23 protein-coding genes are annotated in these 21,902 nt (G+C 46.1%); 20 read left to right on the top strand and 3 right to left on the bottom strand.

Features of this window, described 5'->3' with window-relative positions; genetic code table 11:
• The first annotated feature begins 72 nt into the window (after window positions 1-72).
• The 8 genes from WMO75_RS09615 (at window position 73) to WMO75_RS09580 (ending at window position 7,723) form a co-directional block, all read left to right on the top strand.
• Window positions 73-2,244: a peptidase U32 family protein gene (locus tag WMO75_RS09615; RefSeq protein ID WP_227222422.1), complete on the top strand. Its 2,172-nt coding sequence runs from the start codon at window positions 73-75 to the stop codon at window positions 2,242-2,244.
• Between the two features lie 6 nt (window positions 2,245-2,250).
• Window positions 2,251-3,624: an FtsW/RodA/SpoVE family cell cycle protein gene (locus WMO75_RS09610; protein ID WP_227222423.1), complete on the top strand. Its 1,374-nt coding sequence runs from the start codon at window positions 2,251-2,253 to the stop codon at window positions 3,622-3,624.
• The gene (locus WMO75_RS09605; protein WP_264466900.1) at window positions 3,599-5,029 is read left to right on the top strand and encodes a penicillin-binding transpeptidase domain-containing protein; all 1,431 of its coding nucleotides are present in this window, start codon (window positions 3,599-3,601) and stop codon (window positions 5,027-5,029) included. Before WMO75_RS09610 ends, WMO75_RS09605 begins: the two co-directional genes overlap by 26 nt.
• A gap of 133 nt (window positions 5,030-5,162) precedes the next feature.
• Entirely contained in the window at window positions 5,163-5,615 is a 453-nt protein-coding gene (locus WMO75_RS09600; RefSeq protein ID WP_022215169.1) for an NUDIX hydrolase, read from the top strand.
• A 122-nt stretch (window positions 5,616-5,737) separates the two neighbouring features.
• Window positions 5,738-6,049, top strand: coding sequence for a hypothetical protein (locus WMO75_RS09595; RefSeq protein WP_227222424.1), 312 nt, complete (start codon window positions 5,738-5,740; stop codon window positions 6,047-6,049).
• A gap of 4 nt (window positions 6,050-6,053) precedes the next feature.
• Complete coding sequence (locus WMO75_RS09590; protein ID WP_118251473.1) at window positions 6,054-7,079, top strand: DUF2953 domain-containing protein; 1,026 nt, start codon at window positions 6,054-6,056, stop codon at window positions 7,077-7,079.
• A gap of 15 nt (window positions 7,080-7,094) precedes the next feature.
• A complete protein-coding gene (locus WMO75_RS09585) occupies window positions 7,095-7,469 on the top strand; it encodes a GerW family sporulation protein (RefSeq protein WP_022215172.1) in 375 nt (124 codons plus the stop codon).
• A gap of 116 nt (window positions 7,470-7,585) precedes the next feature.
• Window positions 7,586-7,723 (top strand): hypothetical protein, encoded by a 138-nt coding sequence (locus WMO75_RS09580; protein WP_173905484.1) that lies wholly within the window; start codon window positions 7,586-7,588, stop codon window positions 7,721-7,723.
• A 100-nt stretch (window positions 7,724-7,823) separates the two neighbouring features.
• Here the strand turns inward: WMO75_RS09580 and rpmB are convergent, their stop codons facing one another.
• The gene (rpmB, locus tag WMO75_RS09575; RefSeq protein ID WP_022215173.1) at window positions 7,824-8,012 is read right to left on the bottom strand and encodes a 50S ribosomal protein L28; all 189 of its coding nucleotides are present in this window, start codon (window positions 8,010-8,012) and stop codon (window positions 7,824-7,826) included.
• A gap of 617 nt (window positions 8,013-8,629) precedes the next feature.
• On the opposite strand from rpmB, the gene WMO75_RS09570 reads away from it, so the two are divergent.
• From WMO75_RS09570 to WMO75_RS09555, 4 genes are all read left to right on the top strand, one after another.
• Window positions 8,630-8,989 carry an Asp23/Gls24 family envelope stress response protein gene (locus WMO75_RS09570; protein WP_022215174.1) on the top strand — a complete coding sequence of 120 codons (360 nt, stop codon included), beginning with the start codon at window positions 8,630-8,632 and terminating at the stop codon, window positions 8,987-8,989.
• Between the two features lie 22 nt (window positions 8,990-9,011).
• On the top strand, window positions 9,012-10,676 hold the full coding sequence (locus WMO75_RS09565) for a DAK2 domain-containing protein (RefSeq protein ID WP_227222433.1): 1,665 nt from the start codon (window positions 9,012-9,014) through the stop codon (window positions 10,674-10,676).
• Between the two features lie 5 nt (window positions 10,677-10,681).
• Window positions 10,682-12,730, top strand: coding sequence for an ATP-dependent DNA helicase RecG (recG, locus tag WMO75_RS09560; RefSeq protein ID WP_349077950.1), 2,049 nt, complete (start codon window positions 10,682-10,684; stop codon window positions 12,728-12,730).
• Window positions 12,731-12,810: 80 nt separating this feature from the next.
• Window positions 12,811-13,290: a DUF6465 family protein gene (locus tag WMO75_RS09555; RefSeq protein ID WP_118251476.1), complete on the top strand. Its 480-nt coding sequence runs from the start codon at window positions 12,811-12,813 to the stop codon at window positions 13,288-13,290.
• 68 nt (window positions 13,291-13,358) lie between these two features.
• On the opposite strand, the gene WMO75_RS09550 is transcribed toward WMO75_RS09555, so the two are convergent.
• A complete protein-coding gene (locus tag WMO75_RS09550) occupies window positions 13,359-13,586 on the bottom strand; it encodes an alpha/beta-type small acid-soluble spore protein (protein ID WP_022215178.1) in 228 nt (75 codons plus the stop codon).
• Window positions 13,587-13,863: 277 nt separating this feature from the next.
• Between WMO75_RS09550 and WMO75_RS09545 the strand changes: the two genes are divergently transcribed.
• From WMO75_RS09545 to WMO75_RS09530, 4 genes are read left to right on the top strand one after another with little or no spacing between them, the layout of a single operon-like run.
• Window positions 13,864-14,259, top strand: coding sequence for a methylglyoxal synthase (locus WMO75_RS09545; protein ID WP_022215179.1), 396 nt, complete (start codon window positions 13,864-13,866; stop codon window positions 14,257-14,259).
• On the top strand, window positions 14,256-14,810 hold the full coding sequence (rsmD, locus tag WMO75_RS09540) for a 16S rRNA (guanine(966)-N(2))-methyltransferase RsmD (RefSeq protein ID WP_118251477.1): 555 nt from the start codon (window positions 14,256-14,258) through the stop codon (window positions 14,808-14,810). Before WMO75_RS09545 ends, rsmD begins: the two co-directional genes overlap by 4 nt.
• Before the next feature lie 9 nt (window positions 14,811-14,819).
• A complete protein-coding gene (coaD, locus tag WMO75_RS09535; RefSeq protein ID WP_022215181.1) occupies window positions 14,820-15,311 on the top strand; it encodes a pantetheine-phosphate adenylyltransferase in 492 nt (163 codons plus the stop codon).
• A 12-nt stretch (window positions 15,312-15,323) separates the two neighbouring features.
• Window positions 15,324-15,956, top strand: coding sequence for a hypothetical protein (locus tag WMO75_RS09530; RefSeq protein WP_022215182.1), 633 nt, complete (start codon window positions 15,324-15,326; stop codon window positions 15,954-15,956).
• Here the strand turns inward: WMO75_RS09530 and WMO75_RS09525 are convergent.
• A complete protein-coding gene (locus WMO75_RS09525) occupies window positions 15,933-16,880 on the bottom strand; it encodes a hypothetical protein (RefSeq protein ID WP_227222426.1) in 948 nt (315 codons plus the stop codon). The genes WMO75_RS09530 and WMO75_RS09525 overlap by 24 nt on opposite strands.
• 131 nt (window positions 16,881-17,011) lie before the next feature.
• Between WMO75_RS09525 and WMO75_RS09520 the strand changes: the two genes are divergently transcribed.
• The 4 genes from WMO75_RS09520 to WMO75_RS09505 all read left to right on the top strand — a co-directional run.
• Window positions 17,012-18,463: an aminoacyl-histidine dipeptidase gene (locus WMO75_RS09520; RefSeq protein WP_227222427.1), complete on the top strand. Its 1,452-nt coding sequence runs from the start codon at window positions 17,012-17,014 to the stop codon at window positions 18,461-18,463.
• 138 nt (window positions 18,464-18,601) lie between these two features.
• Window positions 18,602-19,417 carry a M23 family metallopeptidase gene (locus WMO75_RS09515; protein ID WP_291581594.1) on the top strand — a complete coding sequence of 272 codons (816 nt, stop codon included), beginning with the start codon at window positions 18,602-18,604 and terminating at the stop codon, window positions 19,415-19,417.
• Window positions 19,418-19,522: 105 nt separating this feature from the next.
• Window positions 19,523-20,329, top strand: coding sequence for a GTP pyrophosphokinase (locus WMO75_RS09510; RefSeq protein WP_022215186.1), 807 nt, complete (start codon window positions 19,523-19,525; stop codon window positions 20,327-20,329).
• Window positions 20,330-20,344: 15 nt separating this feature from the next.
• Window positions 20,345-21,902: YgiQ family radical SAM protein (locus WMO75_RS09505; RefSeq protein WP_349077949.1), on the top strand; the 1,558-nt coding region annotated here is incomplete at its 3' end.

Genomic DNA, 21,902 nt, shown 5'->3' with positions numbered 1-21,902 from the left:
GAGTAGGGAGGGGATTGCTTCGGTAGTCCTCTTTATTTGTTACAGAATGATCAGATGAAAGGAAAATCTCATTTGAAGAAACAGGAAATAGAATTACTTTCACCGGCAGGTTCCTATGAGGGATTCGAGGCTGCGATCGGAGCCGGTGCAGATGCAGTTTATGTAGGCGGACCGGATTTCGGGGCAAGAGCTTACGCGCAGAATTTTACACAGGAAGAACTGATCCGTGCGATCCGGACAGCGCACATTCATGGCAGGAAGCTGTATCTCACAGTAAATACACTGCTTAAGAACCGTGAGATCAGGGAAAAACTTTTTGATTCCCTGAAACCGCTGTATGAGGCGGGACTGGATGCGGTCATTGTTCAGGATCTTGGCGTTTTTCAGTTCATCCGCAGAAATTTTCCGGACATGCATATCCATGCCAGCACACAGATGGCAGTTACCGGACCGGAGGGAATGAAATTCCTTGAGGAACAGGGAGCGGCACGTGTCGTTGCTGCCAGGGAATTAAGCCTTGAGGAACTGGCTGCCATGCACAAGGAAAGCAGTATTGAGATCGAAGCGTTTGTCCATGGGGCTCTTTGCTACAGTCTGTCCGGGCAGTGCCTGATGAGCAGCATCCTCGGAGGCAGGAGCGGCAACCGTGGAAGATGCGCACAGCCATGCAGGCTTCCTTACCAGGTCCGTAAGGGAGAGGACAGGAAATTTCCGAAGACAGAGGATTTGTGTCCTCTGAGTCTTAAGGATATCTGTACACTGGATATTCTGCCGGAGATTGTAGAAGCGGGCGTGATGTCGCTCAAGATCGAGGGAAGAATGAAACAGCCGGGATATACAGCCGGGGTGACAGGTATGTATCGGAAATATCTGGACATATTGTTAGAGAACAGACAAAATTATCAGGTGACAGACAAAGACAGGAAATATCTTTTAGATATCTTTAACAGAGGCGGTTCCTGCACGGGCTATTATAAGCAGCACAACGGTCCGTCCATGATGGCATTCTCCAATGAGAAGAAGACCGGCGGCGTATCCGGAGAACTTACGAAATGTAAGGAGAAGATCACCGGAAGCCTGATGCTTTACCCGGAGAGCCCGGCAATCCTGCAGGTTTCCTGCGGGGACAGGCAGGTGGTGGTTTCCGATGGAGAAGTCCAGTTTGCCAAGGAACATCCGATGTCAGAGGAGCGTATCCGCAAACAGATGGAGAAACTGGGAAATACTGAATTTGAATGGGAATCCCTGGATATCCAGATGGATGGAAATATCTTTGTTCCGGTGAAACTTCTTAATGAACTCAGGAGAAACGCTCTGGCAGCATTGGGAGAAGAACTTTGTGCGCCGATGTACCGGAAAGCAGCGGACAGACCAGTGTTTGCCACAATGGAAGGGAGTCCTGCCGGAAAGAATGGCAGTATACCAGGCATGTTCATATCCTGCGAAACGATGGAGCAGGCAGAGACAGCATGGCAGAGAGACGAAGTTCAGGGATTGTATCTTCCATATTTTGTTATGGAGCAGGCAATGGCCAGGGGCATTCAGAACCAGAAAGAACTGTATCTTGCATTTCCTTATATCACCAGAGAACAGGCACCGGAGCATTTTTTTGAGACTGCTTTAAGGTGGCTTGAGGAAGGAATGAAGGGATTTCTTGTGAGAAATCTGGAATCCTATGGAATGCTGAAAAAACAGGGCCTTGAGAAATCTGCGGTTCTGGATGCAACGATGTATACCTGGAATAACGAAGCCGTCGATTTCTGGGAGAAACAGGACATTCTTAAGAATACGGTACCTCTGGAACTGAAAGAAGCGGAAATGCGTCACAGGGATAACAGGAACAGTGAGCTTATCGTATATGGATATATTCCATTGATGCAGTCAGCGCAGTGCGTCCGCAAAAATATCGCTTCCTGTGATATGTGCGAGGGCAGTATGGTCCTGAAGGACAGATACGACAAGGAATTTACAGCAGTCTGTGTCTGCCACCCATGGAAAACAGGAACTACAAAAACAAAAGAACGCTGCTATAATATAATCTATAATAGTCTGCCGTATGGACTTCTTAAGGAGTCGAAGCAGGTGCTTGCACTTGGGATGCAGTCCTTACGTATTTCCCTGACTATGGAGACAGCTAAGGAAACAGAGCAGATTCTGGATGAATTTCTGGGGGTATATTATCATAACCGTATACCTGCCGAAAGGAACTTTACCAAAGGACATTTTAAAAGAGGAGCCGAGTAGGGGCATATGATCAATGTAATAGTAGAATTATCCAAATACATCATCCTGACGCTGATGATCGTCTATACGTTTCATTGTTTTTATACCGTGCGTCAGCCGGATGAAGAGGAGAGGAATGAGCTTCTGCGTCAGCAGCTTATCCTGATCTTTTTTATCGACTTCACTGCGTTTCTTGTGATCTACCTCAAGACGTTTGATTACAAGGTGGTACGTTTTTATATAGAAATGCAGATCTTTTTTGCAGTGATCCAGATCCTGTACAGAGTCTTGTACAAGAAAGCATCATTGCTGCTTCTGAATAATATGTGCATGCTTTTGAGTGTTGGATTTATCATGCTGTGCCGTCTTGACATCACGATGGCTACCAAGCAGCTTCTTGTTGCGGCCGGTGCCAGTGCTGTTGCGCTTGCAATACCGGTCATGATCCGTAAGATGCGTTTTCTTCGCAAACTGACCTGGATATATGCAGGAATAGGCGTTGTACTTCTGGCAGCAGTATTTCTTCTGGCCAGAACCAGCTATGGAGCGAAGTTGACACTTTTGGGTGTGCAGCCATCAGAGGCGATCAAGATTACCTTTGTATTCTTTATGGCATCATTTTTGTCCAGAGATACCAGTCTTAAAGCTGTGGTACAGGTATCGGCAGTTGCAGCTTTCCATGTGGGGATACTGGTGCTTTCCAGGGACCTTGGAAGTGCCGTGATCTTTTTTGTGGCTTATCTGGTCATGGTCTATGTATCTACCAGAAATGTCGGATATCTGGGACTTGGACTTGTAGGCGGAAGCGGGGCAGCAGTGGTCGCCTATCATCTGTTTGGCCATGTCAGACAGAGGGTCAGCGCATGGAAGGATCCGATGGCAGTTTACCAGAACGAAGGCTACCAGATCGTACAGTCACTGTTTGCGATCGGAACTGGCGGCTGGTTCGGCATGGGACTCTGCCAGGGATCACCGGAGTCCATTCCGGTTGTCAAGAATGACTTTATCTTCAGCGCGATCTGTGAAGAACTGGGAGGGATTTTTGCAATCTGCCTGATCCTGGTGTGCATGAGTTTCTTCCTGATGATCGTCAATATCGCGCTGCGTATCATCAATCCTTTTTATAAGCTGATCGCGCTGGGGCTTGGAACAGAGTATGCATTTCAGGTATTCCTGACGATCGGCGGTGCTACCAAATTTATCCCTATGACAGGTGTTACTCTTCCGCTGGTAAGCTATGGAGGAAGTTCTCTTCTGAGTACGATCCTCATGCTGGCGATCATTCAGGGACTGTATATTTTGAGAGAAGACGAGGACGAGGAATTTGAGAAACGAAAAAAGGAAGCATTACAGAGAATCAGAGCAAGAGAGGAGATTGGCGACAGAACACGCCGCTTCTAAAAGACGTCGGGCAAGAAATAAAGAATATACATTTGTATCTGTCTTCTTTGTGCTTATTTTTCTGGGACTGGCAGGGTATCTGGTGTATTTCAATGCCATAAAGAGAGACAGCTTTATCAACAGCCCTTATAATACAAGGCAGGATACATTTGCAGACAGAGTCGTGAGGGGAAATATTATGTCTTCAGACGGTGAAATACTCGCACAGACGAATGTCAGCGATGACGGAACGGAAGAACGTTCTTATCCGTATTCCAATATTTTTGCACATGTTGTCGGATATGATACCAATGGCAAAAGCGGTCTGGAGTCGGAGGCAAATTTCCAGCTGCTGAGTTCTCATGAATTCTTTCTGACCCAGATCAAAAACGAATTTATGGGTGCCAAGAATGTGGGAGATACAGTGGTTTCCACCCTGAATGCAGATCTTCAGACAACAGCCTATAATTCTCTGGGCGACAGAAGAGGAGCTGTTGTGGTCATTCAGCCATCTACAGGAAAAATCCTTGCGATGGTCAGCAAGCCGGATTTTGATCCGAATACGATTGCAGCAAACTGGGAACAGCTTGTAAATGATGAGACAAACAGCAGCCTTTTGAACCGTGCGACAATGGGACAGTATCCTCCGGGATCGACCTTCAAGATTGTTACAGCACTGACTTATCTTCGTCAGCATGGAACGTTTAACGGATTTTCCTATGACTGCCAGGGAAGTATCACAAAAGAAGACCATACGATCCAGTGTTATGGAGGAACCGTTCACGGACAGGAGGATTTTTATGCGGCATTCGCGAAATCCTGTAACTGTGCATTTGCGGAGATGGGAACACAGCTTGGCGGAGCTGCACTTCTTAAGACAAGCGAGAACCTTCTGTTTAATCAGAAGCTTCCGCTGAGATCCTATCGTAAGAGCTCCTTTACTTTAAATGGAAGCTCTGGAGTTCCGCTCACGATGCAGACGGCGATCGGTCAGGGAAATACCCTGGTATCTCCGATGCACATGGCACTGATCACAAGTTCCATTGCAAACGGCGGTGTTCTGATGAAACCATATCTGATCGACAAGGTGCAGAATCATGCCGGTGATGAGGTGGATACCACAGAGCCGGAAGCATATAAACGTCTGATGACAGACAACGAAGCATCTCTCCTCGGAGAACTGATGAAGGGGGTTGTACAGAACGGTACAGCTTCTTCTCTGAATGGAAGAGGCTATACAGTGGCAGGAAAGACCGGTTCTGCTGAATACAACGAAAGTGGTGCAAGCCATTCCTGGTTTGTCGGATATTCTAATGTTGATAATCCGGATATCGTGGTTTCTGTCATCGTCGAGGATGGTGGTACCGGAAGCGAGGCGGCAGTGCCGATCGCGGCGGATGTCTTTGATGCATATTATTTTGACTGATCGAATAACGATTAAGGTTGCCAGTTTGTCCAAAAAGAGTTATACTATTAACAGTTCAGTGTATGAAACTTACAGTTACTGTGAACGGAGTGAACAGTAACAACTCACACGCAGTACAGGAGGAAATTGCAACATGATAGAAGCAACGAGCTGTGGCGGTGTGGTAATTTATCGTGGCAAGATACTGGCACTTTACAAGTCTTATAAGAACCGTTATGAAGGCTGGGTGCTGCCAAAGGGAACTGTAGAACCAGGTGAGACGCATATTCAGACAGCACTTCGGGAAGTGCAGGAAGAATCTGGCGTGAAGGCTACCGTAGTCAAGTATATCGGCAAGAGCCATTATAATTTCACAGTTCCGGAGGATATCGTTACAAAGGAAGTACATTGGTATCTGATGACGGCTGATAATTATCATAGCAGACCTCAGAGAGAAGAGTTTTTTGTGGATTCCGGGTATTACAAATTCCATGAGATCTATCATCTGCTTCGTTTCTCGAATGAGAAGCAGATCGTGGAGAAGGCTTACCAGGAATATCTGGAACTACGGAGTCAGGGACTCTGGGGCAAACAGCGTAGAGATTGAGCATAACTGTTCAGATTCTCTGCATGGAAGATGTACAATAGGGCTGTGTTTCTGACGCAGCCCTGTTTAGATTCCGAAAAAAAGGAAATCCTCTATAATAACAGCCGAAGGAGAAGCAAGCGATGCTGAAATGGTGTAAGGATCTTCGCATTGGCGAGGGCGTAAAGAAAGCAGATAAGATCCGTCGTAAACTGAATCATGGGAAGATCGTGCCGGGTGTCTATCTTATCACTTTTTCAGAAAATCCACGGAACCTTCTGGAGATCATACCGGCTCTGACAATAATCCAGCAGAGTGCTGCAGACATCTGTCCGGAGATCATCGGACTTGCCGGCGATAAGGACGAGGCTGTGGATATGGTTGTGGAGATCATTCAGGAAGTCTACGATGCGACAGGAGATTTCCGGATAGAAGAATATTGGAAGAACAGGTGATGCCATGCTACATATCTTGTGGATGATCATAAAATTTATATTGATCCTTATAGGGATAATACTGGGGCTGATCCTGTTTGCACTGCTGCTGATTTTATTCTGTCCTGTAAGGTATCGGGCAGAAGGGACGAAGGAGGCCGGTTCCTTCCGCACTGCCAGTGGGCGGGCGAAGGTAAGCTGGCTGTTTGGCGGTATCTCATTTTCTCTTGGGTTTCAGAATGGACAGACGGTATCGGATTTCCGGTTATTTGGGATCCCTGTCATGAAAGTCCTGAAGAAACTGAGGAACCGTAAGAACAAGAAGAAAACAGATCCTGACATGGATGATGAAATAGAGTACAGTGAGACTGATGAGGACAGCACTGGAAATGCGACTTATATAGAAGCGAAAGAACTTTCTCGGGATGAGACAAAGCACAGCCGGGAAGTAGCAGAGACCCCGCAGGCATCCTGGCCGGAGATGGAAACATCCGAAGAAGATCTGTCAGATCCGGATATCGAGAAAGAACGCAAATGGCAGCAGACAGCAGAGAAACTTAAGAATCTGTTTTATGATCTGGGGAATAAAGCCAGAAGGATCTGGGACAAAATAAAAGCAGTCTATCGAAGGATCATGAAGATCCCCGCAGATCTGGAGAATCTCTCCCGAAAGAAGGATGCGCTTTGTGACAAGATTGACTGGTGGAAAGCATTTATCGGACATCCACGTACACAGAAAGCCATATCTCTTGTCAAAACCAGGGCATTTCGTCTTTTACGGCATGTATTTCCGACGAAAGTGGAGGGAGAACTTGTATTTGACTGCACAGATCCGTCGATCACGGGCTCTGTACTTGCAGTCCTTGGAATGACGATCCCGCTTCACAGAAACTGTATCCGTGTCATGCCGCTTTTTGAGAACCGGAATGTTCTCTATGGAAATGTGAATCTGAAGGGCAGAGTATACGGGATCATGCTGGTTAAAACAGCCATAGAGCTGTATTTTGATAAAAATATAAAATACGTCATCAGACGATGGAAACATAAATAAAGGAGGACTGGTGTTATGTCAGGTGAAAACAATTTTAAGGATACTGTAAATTCTCTTTTTAAAGGAATGGATGCATTTATTTCTGCCAAGACAGTTGTCGGAGATGCGATCCATGTCGGAGATACGATCATCCTTCCGCTGGTGGATGTTTCCTTCGGCGTAGGAGCAGGGGCTTTCGAGGGTGACAAGAAGAGCAACGGCGGCGGTGGAATGACCGGTAAACTGACCCCAAGTGCCGTCCTGGTCATCCAGAATGGAACTACCAAACTCGTCAATGTCAAGAATCAGGACGGACTCACCAAAGTCCTCGATATGGTTCCGGATTTTGTAGACAGATTTGCCTCTGGATTCGGCAAGAGTGATGACACAGAAAGTGAGACAGAGATTTAAATAAAAAGTAAGAGATATATCAAAGAGCTTTATCGTGCAGGTGCGGTAAAGCTTTTTGTATTCCACAGGGGTTTTTGGCATAAGATATTATGAGACCATAAGATGAGGGTAAGAGTGTGGGAAGACTTCTGGGATTGATGATTTTCTGCATAGGGATAGGAATTGTGATCGGCATGCTGATACAGGAGAATGTGGTCATTATTGTCACAGCCGGGCTTTGCCTTCTCTGTGGTTATCATATGTTCTGCCATTAACAATGAAAACAGATGTTTTATAGCTTTGTTTATTGTAAAACGAAAAAGAGGCACGGGAAAATTCCCGTGCCCTGCTTGGTCGTTCATACATAATTCGGAATTATGCTCTCTCAACTTTTCCGGATCTCAGACAAGAAGTACATACATACATCTTCTGTGCACCGCCGTTAGCTGTTTTAACTTTAACGGATTTTACATTGGATTTCCACATTTTATTGGATCTTCTATGGGAATGACTTACATTATTTCCGAAATAAGCACCTTTTTCACAAACTGCGCATTTAGCCATGATAGCACCTCCTTGACGCTTTTTTTCAACAGATTTTATTCTACCAGATGAAGCCAGGTTTTGCAAGTAAAAAAATAGAAAATCTCAAAATATTCTTCAAAAGGGCAAAAACAAGGTAAAATATAGCTGTTTTCAGACTATATATTATAAGTATGAAACCGGAACGACAGAGATGAGGAATATTGTAAATATGTAAAAAATGTTATAAAATATGGTAAAAATGAAAAAACGTGTGAAATAATATCTTATTTCAAAATTTAATTATAAAAACACGGATAATTAAAAAAATAATAGTAAAATCACTTGAATTATAGGGATGGGAGTGTTAATATAGAACTAAGCAATACATCTTTTTTATCTATGGCAATGCTGCCGTCTGTTTTTTTCTAGAAACATTTCAGAAATCCCTGTTTTTCATCGGATCAGGTCAAAAGCAGGGAGCTGAAATATCAAGAAGAAAAATGCTATCGTGTATGAGCTGGCTGGAGATCAAATCCGACCAGCTTCTTTTTATATTAGAAATCATGAGAACAGCCCATGTCGAAATTAAACATTGTCTTATCCAAAAAAACGGGTTATAATACATTTATATAATAATTTTTTATGGAGGTCACTATATGAATGGACGTATAGATTCCGGCTTAGGGCAGATCGTCATTGATACAGACGTTATTGCTACCTATGCGGGCAGTGTGGCAGTTGAATGTTTCGGGATCGTAGGAATGGCAGCAGTCAGCATGAAGGACGGACTGGTCAAGCTGCTTCGTATGGAAAGCCTGAAACATGGTATCAGTGTCAAGATCACAGAGGACAACAAGATCCGCCTGAATTTCCATGTGATTGTAGCGTATGGCGTAAATATCAGTACGATCGCCGATAACCTTGTCAGCAATGTGAAGTACAAAGTAGAGGATTTCACTGGCATGGAGATCGACAAGATCAATATTTACGTAGAAGGCGTTCGCGCAATAGACTAAGGAATCAGAGGAGGAACACGTGTTGAATATAAAAACCATCGATGCCAGTGTGCTTTCCAGAATGTTCCTGGCAGGAGCCAAGAATCTGGAAGCAAAGAAAGAATGGATCAATGAATTAAACGTATTTCCGGTACCAGACGGAGATACAGGAACCAATATGACAATGACGATCATGTCAGCAGCTGCAGAGGTAAGTGCACTGACAGATCCGGATATGGAGACTCTTGCCAAGGCGATCTCTTCCGGTTCTCTCCGTGGAGCCAGAGGAAACTCAGGTGTTATCCTTTCCCAGTTACTTCGAGGATTCACCAAGAGCGTTAAGAAAGCTAAGGAACTCGATGCACTTGCAGTTGCAGCAGCTATGGACCGTGCAGTAGAGACTGCATACAAGGCAGTTATGAAACCGAAGGAAGGAACCATCCTCACTGTAGCCAGAGAAGCAGCACTCAAGGCTGCAGAGATCGCTCCGGAAGCAGAGGAACTGCAGCCGTTTTTTGAGGAAGTTTTTGCACACGCAGAGGCAACTCTGGCAAAGACACCGGAGATGCTTCCTGTTCTTAAGGAAGCAGGTGTTGTAGACTCCGGTGGACAGGGTCTCCTTGAAGTTTTAAGAGGTGCCATTGACGGCTTCCTCGGCAAAGAAGTAGATTATTCCGACTTTGAGAAGACTGCGGGACCGGCAGTGACCAAGATTTCTCCACAGGCAGAGGCTGATATCAAATTCGGTTACTGTACAGAATTCATCATCCTTCTGGACAAAACGCTTCCGATCGAAGAAGAACACAAATTCAAGGAATTCCTGACTTCCATCGGTGATTCCATCGTTCTCGTTGCAGACGATGAGATCGTCAAAGTCCATGTGCACACCAATCATCCGGGACAGGCGATCGAGCGTGCACTGACTTATGGAGCCCTTTCCCGTATGAAGATCGACAACATGCGCGAAGAACATCAGGAAAAACTTATCAAAGACGCAGAGAAACTTGCCAAACAGCAGGCAGAAGAAGAGAAGAAACAGGAACCGGCAAAGGAAGTTGGCTTCATCGCAGTGTCCGCAGGTGATGGACTCACAGACATCTTCAAAGAACTTGGTGTAGACTATCTGATCGAGGGCGGTCAGACCATGAATCCAAGTACTGAGGATATGCTGAACGCGATCGACAAAGTCAATGCCAAGGCGATCTACATCCTTCCTAATAATAAGAACATCATCCTTGCAGCAAACCAGGCAAGAGATCTTACCGAGGACAAGAAGATCATCGTTGTTCCGACCAAGACAGTTCCGCAGGGAGTTACTGCTCTCATCAGCTACGTACCGGAGAAGTCTCTCGAAGAAAACACCGAAGAGATGACCGAAGCGATCGCAAGAGTTAAGACAGGTCAGATCACCTATGCAGTCAGAGATACCAGAATCGAGGATAATGAGATCCATGAGGGAGATATCATGGGTATCGGTGACAAGGGAATCCTTGCAGTAGGCAGCGGCAAAGAAAAGGTCGCAGAGGATACGGTAGCAGCCATGATGACAGATGATGCAGAGGTTATCAGTGTTTATTATGGTGCAGATGCTTCCGAGGAGAAGGCAGAGGAACTTGCAGCCACTCTGGAAGAGAAATATCCGGACTGTGAAGTAGAAGTAAACTATGGCGGACAGCCGATCTATTATTACATCATTTCTGTTGAGTAGGACAAATGGCACAGAGTTTAAGAACCCTAAAAGGTGTAGGAGAGAAGACAGAGAAGCTTTTCCAGAAGGTTGGAATCTATGATACTGACGATCTCCTGCTCTACTATCCAAGAAATTATGATGAATATGAAACGCCGGTAGATATCGCAGAACTTAAGGAGGGGACGGTGCAGGCCGTCTCCGCTGCGGTATGTTCCGGCGTTTATGTTAATTCCGTGAGAGGCAGACAGATCATCTCTGTAAACATTGCTGATCAGAGCGGGAAATTCCCTGTAGTCTGGTTCAATCTTCCATATCTCAAGAAAACCCTCAGGAAAGGAAGCTGGTTCGTTTTCCGAGGCAGGATCGTGCGCAAACAGGGAAAGCTTGAGATGGAACATCCGGAGATCTTCACTCCGTCAGCGTATGAGGAGATCCTTCACAATCTCCAGCCGATATACGGATTGACGGCAGGACTTTCCAACAAAACCGTTGTCAAAATGGTCACACAGCTTCTGGAAGATCTGCCCATGCAGAGTGAGTATCTTCCGGAAGAACTCAGAGAACGTTACGGACTCGCAGATGTCAATTATGCTCTCAAAACCATACATTTCCCGAAGAACAAAGAGGAACTTCTGGTATCCAGGAAACGTCTTGTTTTTGATGAATTTCTTCTCTTTATTCTTTCTGTGAGAAGAATGAAGGAAAAAGCAGAGGAGACACCGAACTGCTTTCCGGTCAAAGAAACCTGGCTGACAGAGGAAGTCATCGAGCGGCTTCCCTATTCACTTACAAATGCACAGCTCAATGCCTGGCATGAGATCGAACGCGACCTCGCCGGAAGAACGATGATGTCCCGGCTTGTACAGGGGGACGTTGGAAGCGGCAAGACGATCCTCGCATTTCTCGCGATGTTTCTTGTGGCAGACAATGGTTATCAGGCGGCACTGATGGCCCCGACAGAAGTCCTTGCAAGGCAGCATTACGAAGGCTTTCTGAAACTGATGGAAGAACAGGGACTTTCTTTTCCGACCATTCTTCTGACCGGTTCTGATACGGCAAAAGAAAAACGCATCGCCTACGAGCGCATTGCTTCCGGAGAAGCTTCTATCATCATCGGTACGCATGCGCTGATCCAGGAAAAAGTCGAATACGCAAACCTTGCCCTGGTCATTACAGATGAGCAGCACCGTTTCGGTGTCAAACAGAGGGAAGCCCTGACAACGAGAGGAAATCCGCCGAATGTCCTTGTCATGAGCGCAACGCCGATCCCGAGAACACTGGCGATCATTCTTTACGGAGATCTTGATATCTCCGTGATCGATGAACTTCCGGCAAAGCGTCTCCCGATCAAAAACTGCGTTGTCAATACTTCATACCGCCCCAAAGCCTACTCTTTCATAGAGAAGCAGGTACGAGAAGGCAGACAGGCATACGTTATCTGTCCGATGGTAGAAGAGAGCGAGGAAATGGAAGCCGAAAATGTTCTCGACTATACACAGAAACTCAAGGAAAACCTTCCATCCGACATTCGGATCGAATACCTCCACGGTAAGATGAAACCCAAAGAAAAGAACCGCGTGATGGAATCTTTTGCAGCCGGTGAGATCCAGGTGCTTGTCTCGACAACCGTTGTTGAGGTAGGCGTGAACGTGCCGAATGCCACCGTCATGATGGTCGAAAATACCGAACGTTTTGGCCTGGCACAGCTTCATCAGCTCCGTGGCCGTGTAGGACGTGGAGAATACCAGTCTTACTGTATTTTTATCCAGGGAAATCAGGATCAGATTTCGAAACGTCTGGAGATCCTGAACAAATCAAATGATGGCTTTTATATCGCAGGCGAAGACCTCAAACTCCGTGGCCCCGGCGACTTGTTCGGGATCCGTCAGAGTGGTGATATGGAATTTCGGATCGGTGATATCTACAACGATTCCACGATCCTCAAAGAAGCCAGCGAAGCGGCAGAAGAGATCCTTTCCCTGGACCCGGAACTTGATCTTGAACAGCACAGATCTTTGAGAGAACGGATGGAACATTACAGCCAGAATGCGACAGAAAACATCGCCCTCTGAAAAGAAAATATTGCCAAACCCGGGAAAACGTGGTATTTTAGTACCGTAAAAACTATTTTTCACCTTGTAAGGAGGCTATTATGGCTACAAGAACAACGACAAAAAAGGCAGAACCTAAGACAACAACTGCGAAGACGGCTATCGAAAAAGAGGCTCCTGCAAAGCTCGCTGCAGAACCGGAGACAAAAGAGCCGGTCAAAGCAACAGTAACCGAGAAAATAACTGAAGAAGTAAAAACACCTGCAAAGAAGACAACCAGAAAGAGAACTGCTGTCAAGAAGACAACCGAAGAAAAGACAACAGAGAAGAAAACCACTGCGAAGAGAACAACCAGAAAAGCAGCTGCAAAGAAAGCAGAAGCAACTACAGAAGTATTCGTACAGTGGCTTGGCAAAGAGATATATGCAAAGGATGTTGTTGAGAGCATCAAAAAGATCTGGACAGAAGAGATGGGCAGAAAAGAATCAGAACTTGAAGACTTAAAAGTATATATCAAACCAGAAGACAATGGGGCACACTATGTCATCAATGGTGATATTACAGGATTTCTTGGATTATAAGAACAATAAAAAGCTCAGATGATCTGTTCATCTGAGCTTTTTGACCCTTTCAGGCAGAGAGATAAAGATTAATACTGACCGCCCTGGCTTCCGGAAGACATCTGTCTTTCCTGCTGCTCGATCATTTTTTTAACCATATATCCGCCGACGGAACCATTCTGTTTGGAGGTAAGGTTTCCGTTGTATCCATCTGTGAGCGGTACACCTAATTCATTTGCTACTTCGAATTTAAAACGGTCCAGTGCGCCTTTTGCTTCTGGTACGACTGCTTTGTTAGAAGAAGTATTGTTTGACATGATTGATTCCTCCTTGGTTGTTTTTGTGTTTGTGTTACAATGCTAGTATGTGGATTTATCGAAATAATACACTGGAATTTAGCGTATAATCTGCCAGAAATATGAAAATATTAAATTTCTATGAATTGTGTATAAGTTTGAAAGATTTAATTGCACTTTTTTTGGTAACTTGTTATAATAAACAAAAATAAGTGTTACTGTTTACCACGTTAACAGTAACAAATAAGCTTAAAACTAAAAAACCAGTAATGTATTGGTGAAAATGGAGAGATGAACGATGAATTTAGGAATCATTGCACACAACAGCAAAAAGGTACTTATCGAAGATTTCTGTATCGCCTACAAGAATATTCTCGCCAAGCATGAGGTTTATGCTACCGGAACAACCGGAAGGCGGATTGAGGAAGCCACAAACCTTCATGTGCATAAGTTCCTTGCAGGAAGTATAGGCGGAGATAAGCAATTTATGGAAATGGTAGAACGACAGGATCTTGACATGGTCATCCTGTTTTACAATCCGGTCATGATGGATCCGAAAGAACCGGACATCCACGCCATCGTTATGAGGTGTGATCAATATAATATACCGGTCGCTACGAATATCGCAACGGCAGAACTTCTGATTCTCGGACTTGCACGCGGCGACCTGGATTGGAGACTGAATCTGAAATGAGAGTAATCGCTGGAACTGCCAGACGTCTTGCACTCAAGACAGTGCCTGGCATGGAAACAAGACCAACTACAGACAGAATCAAAGAAACTCTGTTTAATATTCTGCAGCCATACATTCCGGACAGCACCTTCCTGGATCTTTTCAGTGGAAGCGGTGGAATCGGGATCGAGGCACTCAGCAGAGGCGCAGAACATGCGACCTTCGTTGAGAAAAATCCCAAGGCATGCGCCTGCATCCGGGAAAATCTTGCATTTACAAAGCTGGCTGAACATGGTAAACTGCTGAACATGGATGTACTGCAGGCTCTTCGTTCTATGGAAGGGCAGGCTGCATTCGACTGTATTTTTATGGATCCACCGTATAACAATGAGCTGGAGAGACAGGTGCTGGAGTATCTGCAGGATAGCTCCCTCGCGGATGAGGATACCCTGATCATCGTTGAGGCAGACCTTCATACGGACTTCTCTTATGTGGAAGAATTTGGCTATGAACTGAGCCGTTCCAAAGAATACAAGACCAATAAGCATATTTTTTTGCACAAAAGAAAGTGAGAAATACCTATGGTAACAGCAGTTTATCCGGGAAGTTTTGATCCGGCAACCTATGGTCATCTGGATGTCATCAGGCGCGCAAGCGTATCTTTTGACAGAGTTGTAGTCGGGGTTTTGCAGAATTCTGCAAAAAGTCCGTTGTTTTCTGTGGAAGAACGTGTTAATATATTAGAAAAGGCGACCAGGGATATCCCGAATGTGATTATCAAGCCATTTGACGGACTTTCTGTGAACTTTGCCAGAGAGAACCAGGCCCAGGTCATTGTACGTGGGCTTCGTGCGGTTACTGATTTTGAGTATGAGCTTCAGATGGCTCAGACCAACCGTGTTCTGGCTCCGGATGTAGATACCGTATTCCTGACCACAAGTCTGGAGTACGCTTATGTAAGCTCCACCATTATGAAGGAAGTAGCCCGATTTGGAGGAGATTTATCCAGTTTTGCACCGGCAGAGATCATTCAGGAACTACTCCTGAAGATGCAGGAAAAAGACAAAATATAAGGAGAATGTACTATGAGCAGCAGAATTGAACAGCTTATCGACGAAATCGATGAATTTATAGAAGGCTGTAAATTTCAGCCTTTATCAGCAACCAAGATCGTTGTAAATAAAGAAGAGATGGAAGAGTACTTAAGAGAACTTCGTCTTAAGACTCCGGATGAGATCAAGAGATATCAGAAGATCATCAGCAACAAAGATGCGATCCTTGAGGATGCACAGACCAAGGCAGATGCCCTGATCGCAGATGCACAGACCAAGGCACAGGAGCTCGTTACACAGCACGAGATCATGCAGAAGGCTTACGCACAGGCGAACGAGACCATCAACGCTGCCAACAAGCAGGCACAGGAGATCCTGGATTCCGCTACACAGGATGCCAACAGCATTCGTCTGAGCGCGATCACTTACACAGATGACATGATGGCAAACATCGGATCTGTCCTGAACCAGACACTGGAGGATGCAGGTGGCAAATACAAGACTTTCATCGACTCTCTGCAGAGCTGTCTGGAAGTTGTAAACCACAATCGCCAGGAGCTGGCACCTCAGACAGCACAGGCAGCAGCGATCACAGGTTCTTACCATGACGAACCTGCCAAGGAAGCTGAGGATGACAATCTCTTAGATGATCTTGGCGAAGAATAAGAATAGTACTATGACGATCAGCGCATTCACAAGCTTGGATGCGAGATAGGGAAGCAGGGAGAGTTCTTCTGTCACGAGGCTTCGTGTTTGTGCAGTGATGCAGGCACCGCCGAGTACGACAGTGACCAGGGCACAGAGATATTTTATTTCCGGGTTCAGACCTGAGAGTGCGAGACTGTGAAGCCCGGTAGTCATTTCCAGGAGGCAGAACAGCACATACGAAAGTATGGACTGACTTTTCCAGAAATGACGTACACAGGCAGTCAGGATCGAGAACATAAGAATATACCCGCCCAGTTTGGTGATCGTTTCGAAACCGTTCATAATAGAGGCATCCAGTATGGCTCCCGGAGAGCTGTCAGAGGATGTCTCTTTTTTTGATGTGTATATCGGGGAGAAGCCAGCAGTGTACCGGCTGCCTGTACGAAAAAACCACAGGCGCATGCACAGCATGGTGAGGAAGGCGGAGCCGAGAAGAAGCGAGAATACCTCCAAAGCAGAGACCTGCCCGTTCATGCAGGTATGTATCAGATAAGAACTGATGAACATGGGACTGGCGTGGTTGGTAAAAGTCAGGAGATACTGTGCTTCCCTGCGACTGATCTTTCGGCTGGCATAGAGATCGGAAGTAAGTTTGGCTCCCATGGGATAACCACAGAGCAGCCCAAAAAGAACGGCATAAGCTCCGGCAGGAGAAACACCGAAGATTTTTTGCCAGATGGATTCCATGGGGGTTAGGCGCTGGCCGATCATATCTGTTCGGATCAGGACTCCAGTCAGGATCATGAAAGGCAATAGCGTCGGCAGCAGGATATTGAGCCAGAGCTGCATTCCTTCCTGTGCGGAAGCCAGACTTTCCCGTGGAAAAAATAAAAGAAACACAAACAATACGAGACTTACGACGGTATAGAGAATTTTTTTCATAAAAAAATCTTTTTTTCTTTACTATACGAAATACCCGGGACAAATATGAGGAAAAAATCCAGAAACCCTTGAAATCAAAAAGATTTCTGGGTAATATAAACTATAATGCAGTAATAATGGAGGAAATCAAAATGAGAGTTTTAGAAAACTGTGAACCAAAAAGAGTATTTTATTATTTTGAAGAAATCTGTAAGATTCCGCATGGTTCCCGCAATACAAAGCAGATCAGTGATTATCTGGTGAATTTTGCGAAGGATCATGGATTTGATTATGTACAGGATGAACTGAATAACGTTGTCATCTACAAACCTGCAACTGCCGGATATGAGAATGCACCGACTGTGATCCTTCAGGGTCATATGGATATGGTATGCGAGAAACGTCCGGATGTAGAGCATGATTTCGAGAAAGACGGATTGAATCTTTCTGTCAAGGACGGATATGTAAGCGCAAATGGAACCACACTTGGTGGTGATGACGGAATCGCTGTTGCTTATGCACTGGCACTTCTGGACAGCACAGATATCCCGCATCCGGCACTGGAAGTTCTGGTCACTGTAGACGAGGAGATCGGACTTCTTGGAGCAGTAGGACTTGACTGCAGCGTTCTCAAAGGAAAACGTATGATCAACATGGATTCCGAAGCAGAAGGAAGTCTCTGGATCAGCTGTGCAGGCGGTCTTTCCGCAGTCAGCAGCATTCCGGTGAAGAGAGTCGAGGCAGAAGGAAAGAAGATCGGAGTCAAGATCTGCGGACTGATGGGTGGACATTCCGGAGCAGAGATCGACAAGAAACGCGCAAATGCCAACGTTCTTATGGCACGTTTCCTTTACGGACTCAAGAACAAGGCAGATTATGAGATGATTTCTCTTGAGGGTGGTCAGAAGGACAATGCGATCACAAGAGAAGCTGTCGCAGAACTCCTGATCGACGGCGACCAGACAGAAGCAGTCAAAGCTTATGCAGCCAAAGTACAGGAAGGTCTTCGTGAGGAATACGAAGGCAGCGATGCAAGGATCACCATCCAGATCACAGAGGGCGATGTGGAGACAGCAATGGTCCTTTATCCGACCAGCAGAGAGAAGGTTCTCTTCTATCTGATGGAAGTTCCGTTCGGCATCCAGAAGATGAGCGGAAGCATCGAGGGGCTGGTAGAGACTTCTACCAATATCGGTATTGTCAAACTTTATGAGGATGAATTCTTTGCAAGCTCCAGTGTCAGAAGTTCCGTAGAGGCAGCAAGAGATGCACTTTCTGACAAGATCCAGTATCTGACAGAGTTCCTTGGTGGCGAGTACACCATCCAGGGTGCTTATCCGGCATGGGAGTACCGCAAGGAATCTCCGCTCCGTGACAAGATGGTATCCGTATACGAAGAAATGTACGGACAGAAACCGGCAGTTGTTGCGATCCATGCAGGACTGGAGTGTGGACTTTTCTACAAGAAGATCGAAGGACTTGACTGCGTATCTCTGGGACCAAACATGAAGGACATCCATACTTCAGAGGAAGTTCTGGATATCGCATCCACAGAACGTGTATGGAATTACCTTGTCAAAGTTCTGGAACAGTTAAAAGACTGATAAAACAAAACTAAGTTTCTACGACAGAGGCTTCTGGGCGGTGATCGCCGGGAGCCTCTGTTTTTTGCGTAATAATGATGTAAGAGAGAGAATAGAATAAAAATTGACGATATCGTATAAAGGCAGAATTTCAGGCTCATGGGACGATGGCTCTGGAAAAGTTTCTTCTGTTTTTTTATTCTTACCTGCATCACTGGCGCCCAGAAGATCCTTCTGGAGCGAAGCCGGGCATCGATACTGGATGAAAAAACATGTGAGACGGCTGCGTTTCGGGAGCAGCATCTTCCGACGGAACTATACCGGCAGCTTCGCAACCAGGATGAAAGTTCAGGAAATACAGACTGGATCGAAAATCTGACGACGACAATGCTGAACGGGAAATTTTATCCCGGGAGATGTTCTTCTGACAGGGAGCCTTATCTGAGATATAAATACAAAGAATATACAGATCTGTGCAGTTTTTACCAGGCGGTCTGGAAGGATGTCAGATATTTTCCGGTCGCAGCAGATGACATCTCATTTGAGGACGGCTGGATGGAAGAGAGAAGCTTTGGGGGAGAGCGTGTTCATGAAGGCTGTGATCTTTTTGGAGGTTGCGGGGCAGCAGATTTTTATCCGATCATCAGTATGACGGACGGAAGTGTAGAAGCGGTCGGCTGGCTCCCCTTAGGTGGCTATCGGATCGGTATCCGTTCTCCTTCAGGAGGCTATTTTTATTATGCACACCTTTCTTCCTATGAGCGGGACTGGAAGGAGGGAGATTCCATAAAAGCGGGAGAAATCCTTGGGTTTATGGGCGATACCGGTTATGGCAGTGAAGGTACAAAGGGAAAATTTCCGGTACATCTGCATCTCGGGATCTACATTCAGACACCGTATTCGAGGGAGATGAGCGTAAACCCATACTGGGTGCTGAAGGCCGTTCAGAAAAAAATCAGAAAGTGTGTATATTAATTACATATCCATGCAAAAATGTGCTATAATGCAAAAGTAGTTTCGCTTTAAATCAAGAGGAAGCCGGGGCTACTTTTGCTACAAGCCACCAAGGGAGCGATTTTTATGGAAATACAGTTATGGAGAAGTATATTATGTCCATATGAACTGGCTGTCAAGGAGCTGATGGTCAAGTTTGAACATATTATAGAAGAACACAAGCAGAACGATCTTTATTCTCCGATCGAGCAGGTCAGCGGACGCGTCAAGAGCCTGCCAAGCATTCTGGAAAAGATGCAGCGCAAACACATTCCCATGGAACGCATGGAGGAAGAACTGGAGGATATCGCAGGTATCCGCATTATCTGCCAGTTTGAGGAAGACATTGATACCGTTGCTGCGATCATTCAGAAGCGTACCGATATGACGATCAAGAGTGAGAAGAACTATCTGAAGCACATCAAACAGAGTGGATACAGAAGTTATCACCTGATCATTTATTATACAGTTGAAACGATAAACGGACCAAAGAAGATCCAGGCGGAGATCCAGATCCGTACCATGGCGATGAATTTCTGGGCGACGATCGAGCATTCTCTCCAGTACAAATACAAAGGTGAGATGCCGCTTCACGTGGCAGAGCGCCTGAGCAACGCCGCAGATGCGATCATTGCGCTGGATCAGGAGATGTCCTCTGTCCGCGATGAGATCATGGATGCACAGAACTCTTCGCAGATGCAGTCGAATCTTGTCAAGGATATTCTTCTCAGCATCGAAAATCTTTACAAGATTTCAAACAAAAGGGAAGTTGCCAAGATCCAGGACGAGTTTCTCCGCGTATTCCGGACGAAGGATCTGCAGCAGCTTGCACGTTTTCACAGACAGCTTGATATCATCGCAGAGGGATATCGGGCACAGTCGGTATCATTTTAGGAGAAGAACATATACATGCAGGATTTTTTACCAGTAACCAAAAAAGAAATGCAGCAGAGAGGATGGGAACAGGTGGATTTTGTCTATCTGACAGGAGATGCTTATGTAGACCATCCTTCTTTTGGTACAGCGATCATATCAAGACTTCTGGAGAGCAGAGGCTACCGCGTGGGGATCATCCCACAGCCGGACTGGCGTAAGAAAGAAAGCGTCCAGGTATTTGGCGAACCGCGTCTTGGTTTTCTTGTCAGTGCCGGAAATATGGATTCCATGGTGAACCATTACACCGTTTCCAAGAAACACCGCCAGAAGGATTCCTATTCACCAGGCGGCGAGATGGGACTGCGCCCGGACATGCCTACCGTGGTGTACAGTAACCTGATCCGTCAGACGTATAAACATACACCGATCATCCTGGGCGGGATCGAGGCAAGCCTTCGACGCCTCGCACACTATGATTATTGGGAAAACAAGGTGCGCCGCAGTGTCCTTCTGGATTCCGGGGCGGATCTTATTTCTTATGGAATGGGAGAGCATTCGATCATCCAGATCGCGGAGGCGCTTCAGAGCGGCCTTCCGGTAGATGAGATCACTTTCATTCCGGGAACCGTTTATAAGTGCAAAGATCTGTCGCGCGCTTATGATCCGATCATCCTTCCGTCCTATGAGACAGTATCTTCGGACAAAAAAGCCTATGCCGAAAGCTTTGCCGAGCAGTACAGAAATACCGACCCGTTTACTGCCAGACCGATGGCAGAGAGCTACGGAAATCGAGGATGCGTGATCCAGAACCCGCCGGCACTTCCACTGAGCCAGCAGGAGATGGACGATGTTTACGACCTTCCCTATCAGAATACCTGGCATCCGATGTATGACGCCAAAGGCGGAATCCCTGCTCTGGAGGAGATCAAATTCAGCCTGACGAGCAACAGGGGCTGTTTCGGCGGCTGTAATTTCTGTGCTCTGACGTTCCATCAGGGACGCATTCTCCAGACGAGAAGTCATGAGTCCATTCTCAAAGAAGCAAAAAAAATGACTCATGATCCGGATTTCAAGGGCTATATCCATGATATCGGAGGCCCTACCGCAGACTTCAGGCAGCCATCCTGTCAGAAGCAGCTCACCAAAGGTGTCTGCCAGAACCGGCAGTGTCTTTTCCCGAAACCGTGCGGAAACCTTACCGTAGACCATACCGATTACGTGGCACTTCTTCGGAAACTCCGCAAGATCTCCGGAGTCAAGAAAGTTTTCGTCCGCTCCGGAGTCCGATTTGACTATGTAGTAGCGGACAAAAGCCCAGTTTTTTTGCAGGAACTTGTGAAATACCATGTAAGCGGACAGCTTCGTGTCGCGCCGGAACACGTTTCCGACCAGGTACTTCACTATATGGGAAAACCATCCCATCAGGTCTATCAGCAGTTTCTGGATCAGTATGAGAAGGCAAACGCGGCGACAGGCAAGAAGCAGTACGCCGTCCCATACTTTATGTCCTCCCATCCGGGATGTACGATGAAGGAAGCGGTGAAGCTTGCAGAATACGTGCGTGACCTTGGATTTACACCGGAACAGGTGC

Origin of the sequence: Blautia intestinihominis, from assembly GCF_040096655.1 — a bacterium.
GTDB lineage: Bacteria > Bacillota > Clostridia > Lachnospirales > Lachnospiraceae > Blautia_A > Blautia_A intestinihominis.
Note: the sequence above shows the minus strand (reverse complement) of the source record. Positions and strands in the feature narration are given on the sequence as shown.

Excerpts from the sequence above, each read along its gene's own strand:
- WMO75_RS09610 (WP_227222423.1), top strand. The coding sequence starts at position 2,251 with ATGATCAATGTAATAGTAGAATTATCCAAATACATCATCCTGACGCTG.
- WMO75_RS09600 (WP_022215169.1), top strand. The coding sequence starts at position 5,163 with ATGATAGAAGCAACGAGCTGTGGCGGTGTGGTAATTTATCGTGGCAAG.
- WMO75_RS09595 (WP_227222424.1), top strand. The coding sequence starts at position 5,738 with ATGCTGAAATGGTGTAAGGATCTTCGCATTGGCGAGGGCGTAAAGAAA.
- WMO75_RS09590 (WP_118251473.1), top strand. The coding sequence starts at position 6,054 with ATGCTACATATCTTGTGGATGATCATAAAATTTATATTGATCCTTATA.
- WMO75_RS09585 (WP_022215172.1), top strand. The coding sequence starts at position 7,095 with ATGTCAGGTGAAAACAATTTTAAGGATACTGTAAATTCTCTTTTTAAA.
- rpmB (WP_022215173.1), bottom strand. The coding sequence starts at position 8,012 with ATGGCTAAATGCGCAGTTTGTGAAAAAGGTGCTTATTTCGGAAATAAT.
- WMO75_RS09570 (WP_022215174.1), top strand. The coding sequence starts at position 8,630 with ATGAATGGACGTATAGATTCCGGCTTAGGGCAGATCGTCATTGATACA.
- recG (WP_349077950.1), top strand. The coding sequence starts at position 10,682 with ATGGCACAGAGTTTAAGAACCCTAAAAGGTGTAGGAGAGAAGACAGAG.
- WMO75_RS09555 (WP_118251476.1), top strand. The coding sequence starts at position 12,811 with ATGGCTACAAGAACAACGACAAAAAAGGCAGAACCTAAGACAACAACT.
- WMO75_RS09550 (WP_022215178.1), bottom strand. The coding sequence starts at position 13,586 with ATGTCAAACAATACTTCTTCTAACAAAGCAGTCGTACCAGAAGCAAAA.
- WMO75_RS09545 (WP_022215179.1), top strand. The coding sequence starts at position 13,864 with ATGAATTTAGGAATCATTGCACACAACAGCAAAAAGGTACTTATCGAA.
- rsmD (WP_118251477.1), top strand. The coding sequence starts at position 14,256 with ATGAGAGTAATCGCTGGAACTGCCAGACGTCTTGCACTCAAGACAGTG.
- coaD (WP_022215181.1), top strand. The coding sequence starts at position 14,820 with ATGGTAACAGCAGTTTATCCGGGAAGTTTTGATCCGGCAACCTATGGT.
- WMO75_RS09530 (WP_022215182.1), top strand. The coding sequence starts at position 15,324 with ATGAGCAGCAGAATTGAACAGCTTATCGACGAAATCGATGAATTTATA.
- WMO75_RS09525 (WP_227222426.1), bottom strand. The coding sequence starts at position 16,880 with ATGAAAAAAATTCTCTATACCGTCGTAAGTCTCGTATTGTTTGTGTTT.
- WMO75_RS09520 (WP_227222427.1), top strand. The coding sequence starts at position 17,012 with ATGAGAGTTTTAGAAAACTGTGAACCAAAAAGAGTATTTTATTATTTT.
- WMO75_RS09515 (WP_291581594.1), top strand. The coding sequence starts at position 18,602 with ATGGGACGATGGCTCTGGAAAAGTTTCTTCTGTTTTTTTATTCTTACC.
- WMO75_RS09510 (WP_022215186.1), top strand. The coding sequence starts at position 19,523 with ATGGAAATACAGTTATGGAGAAGTATATTATGTCCATATGAACTGGCT.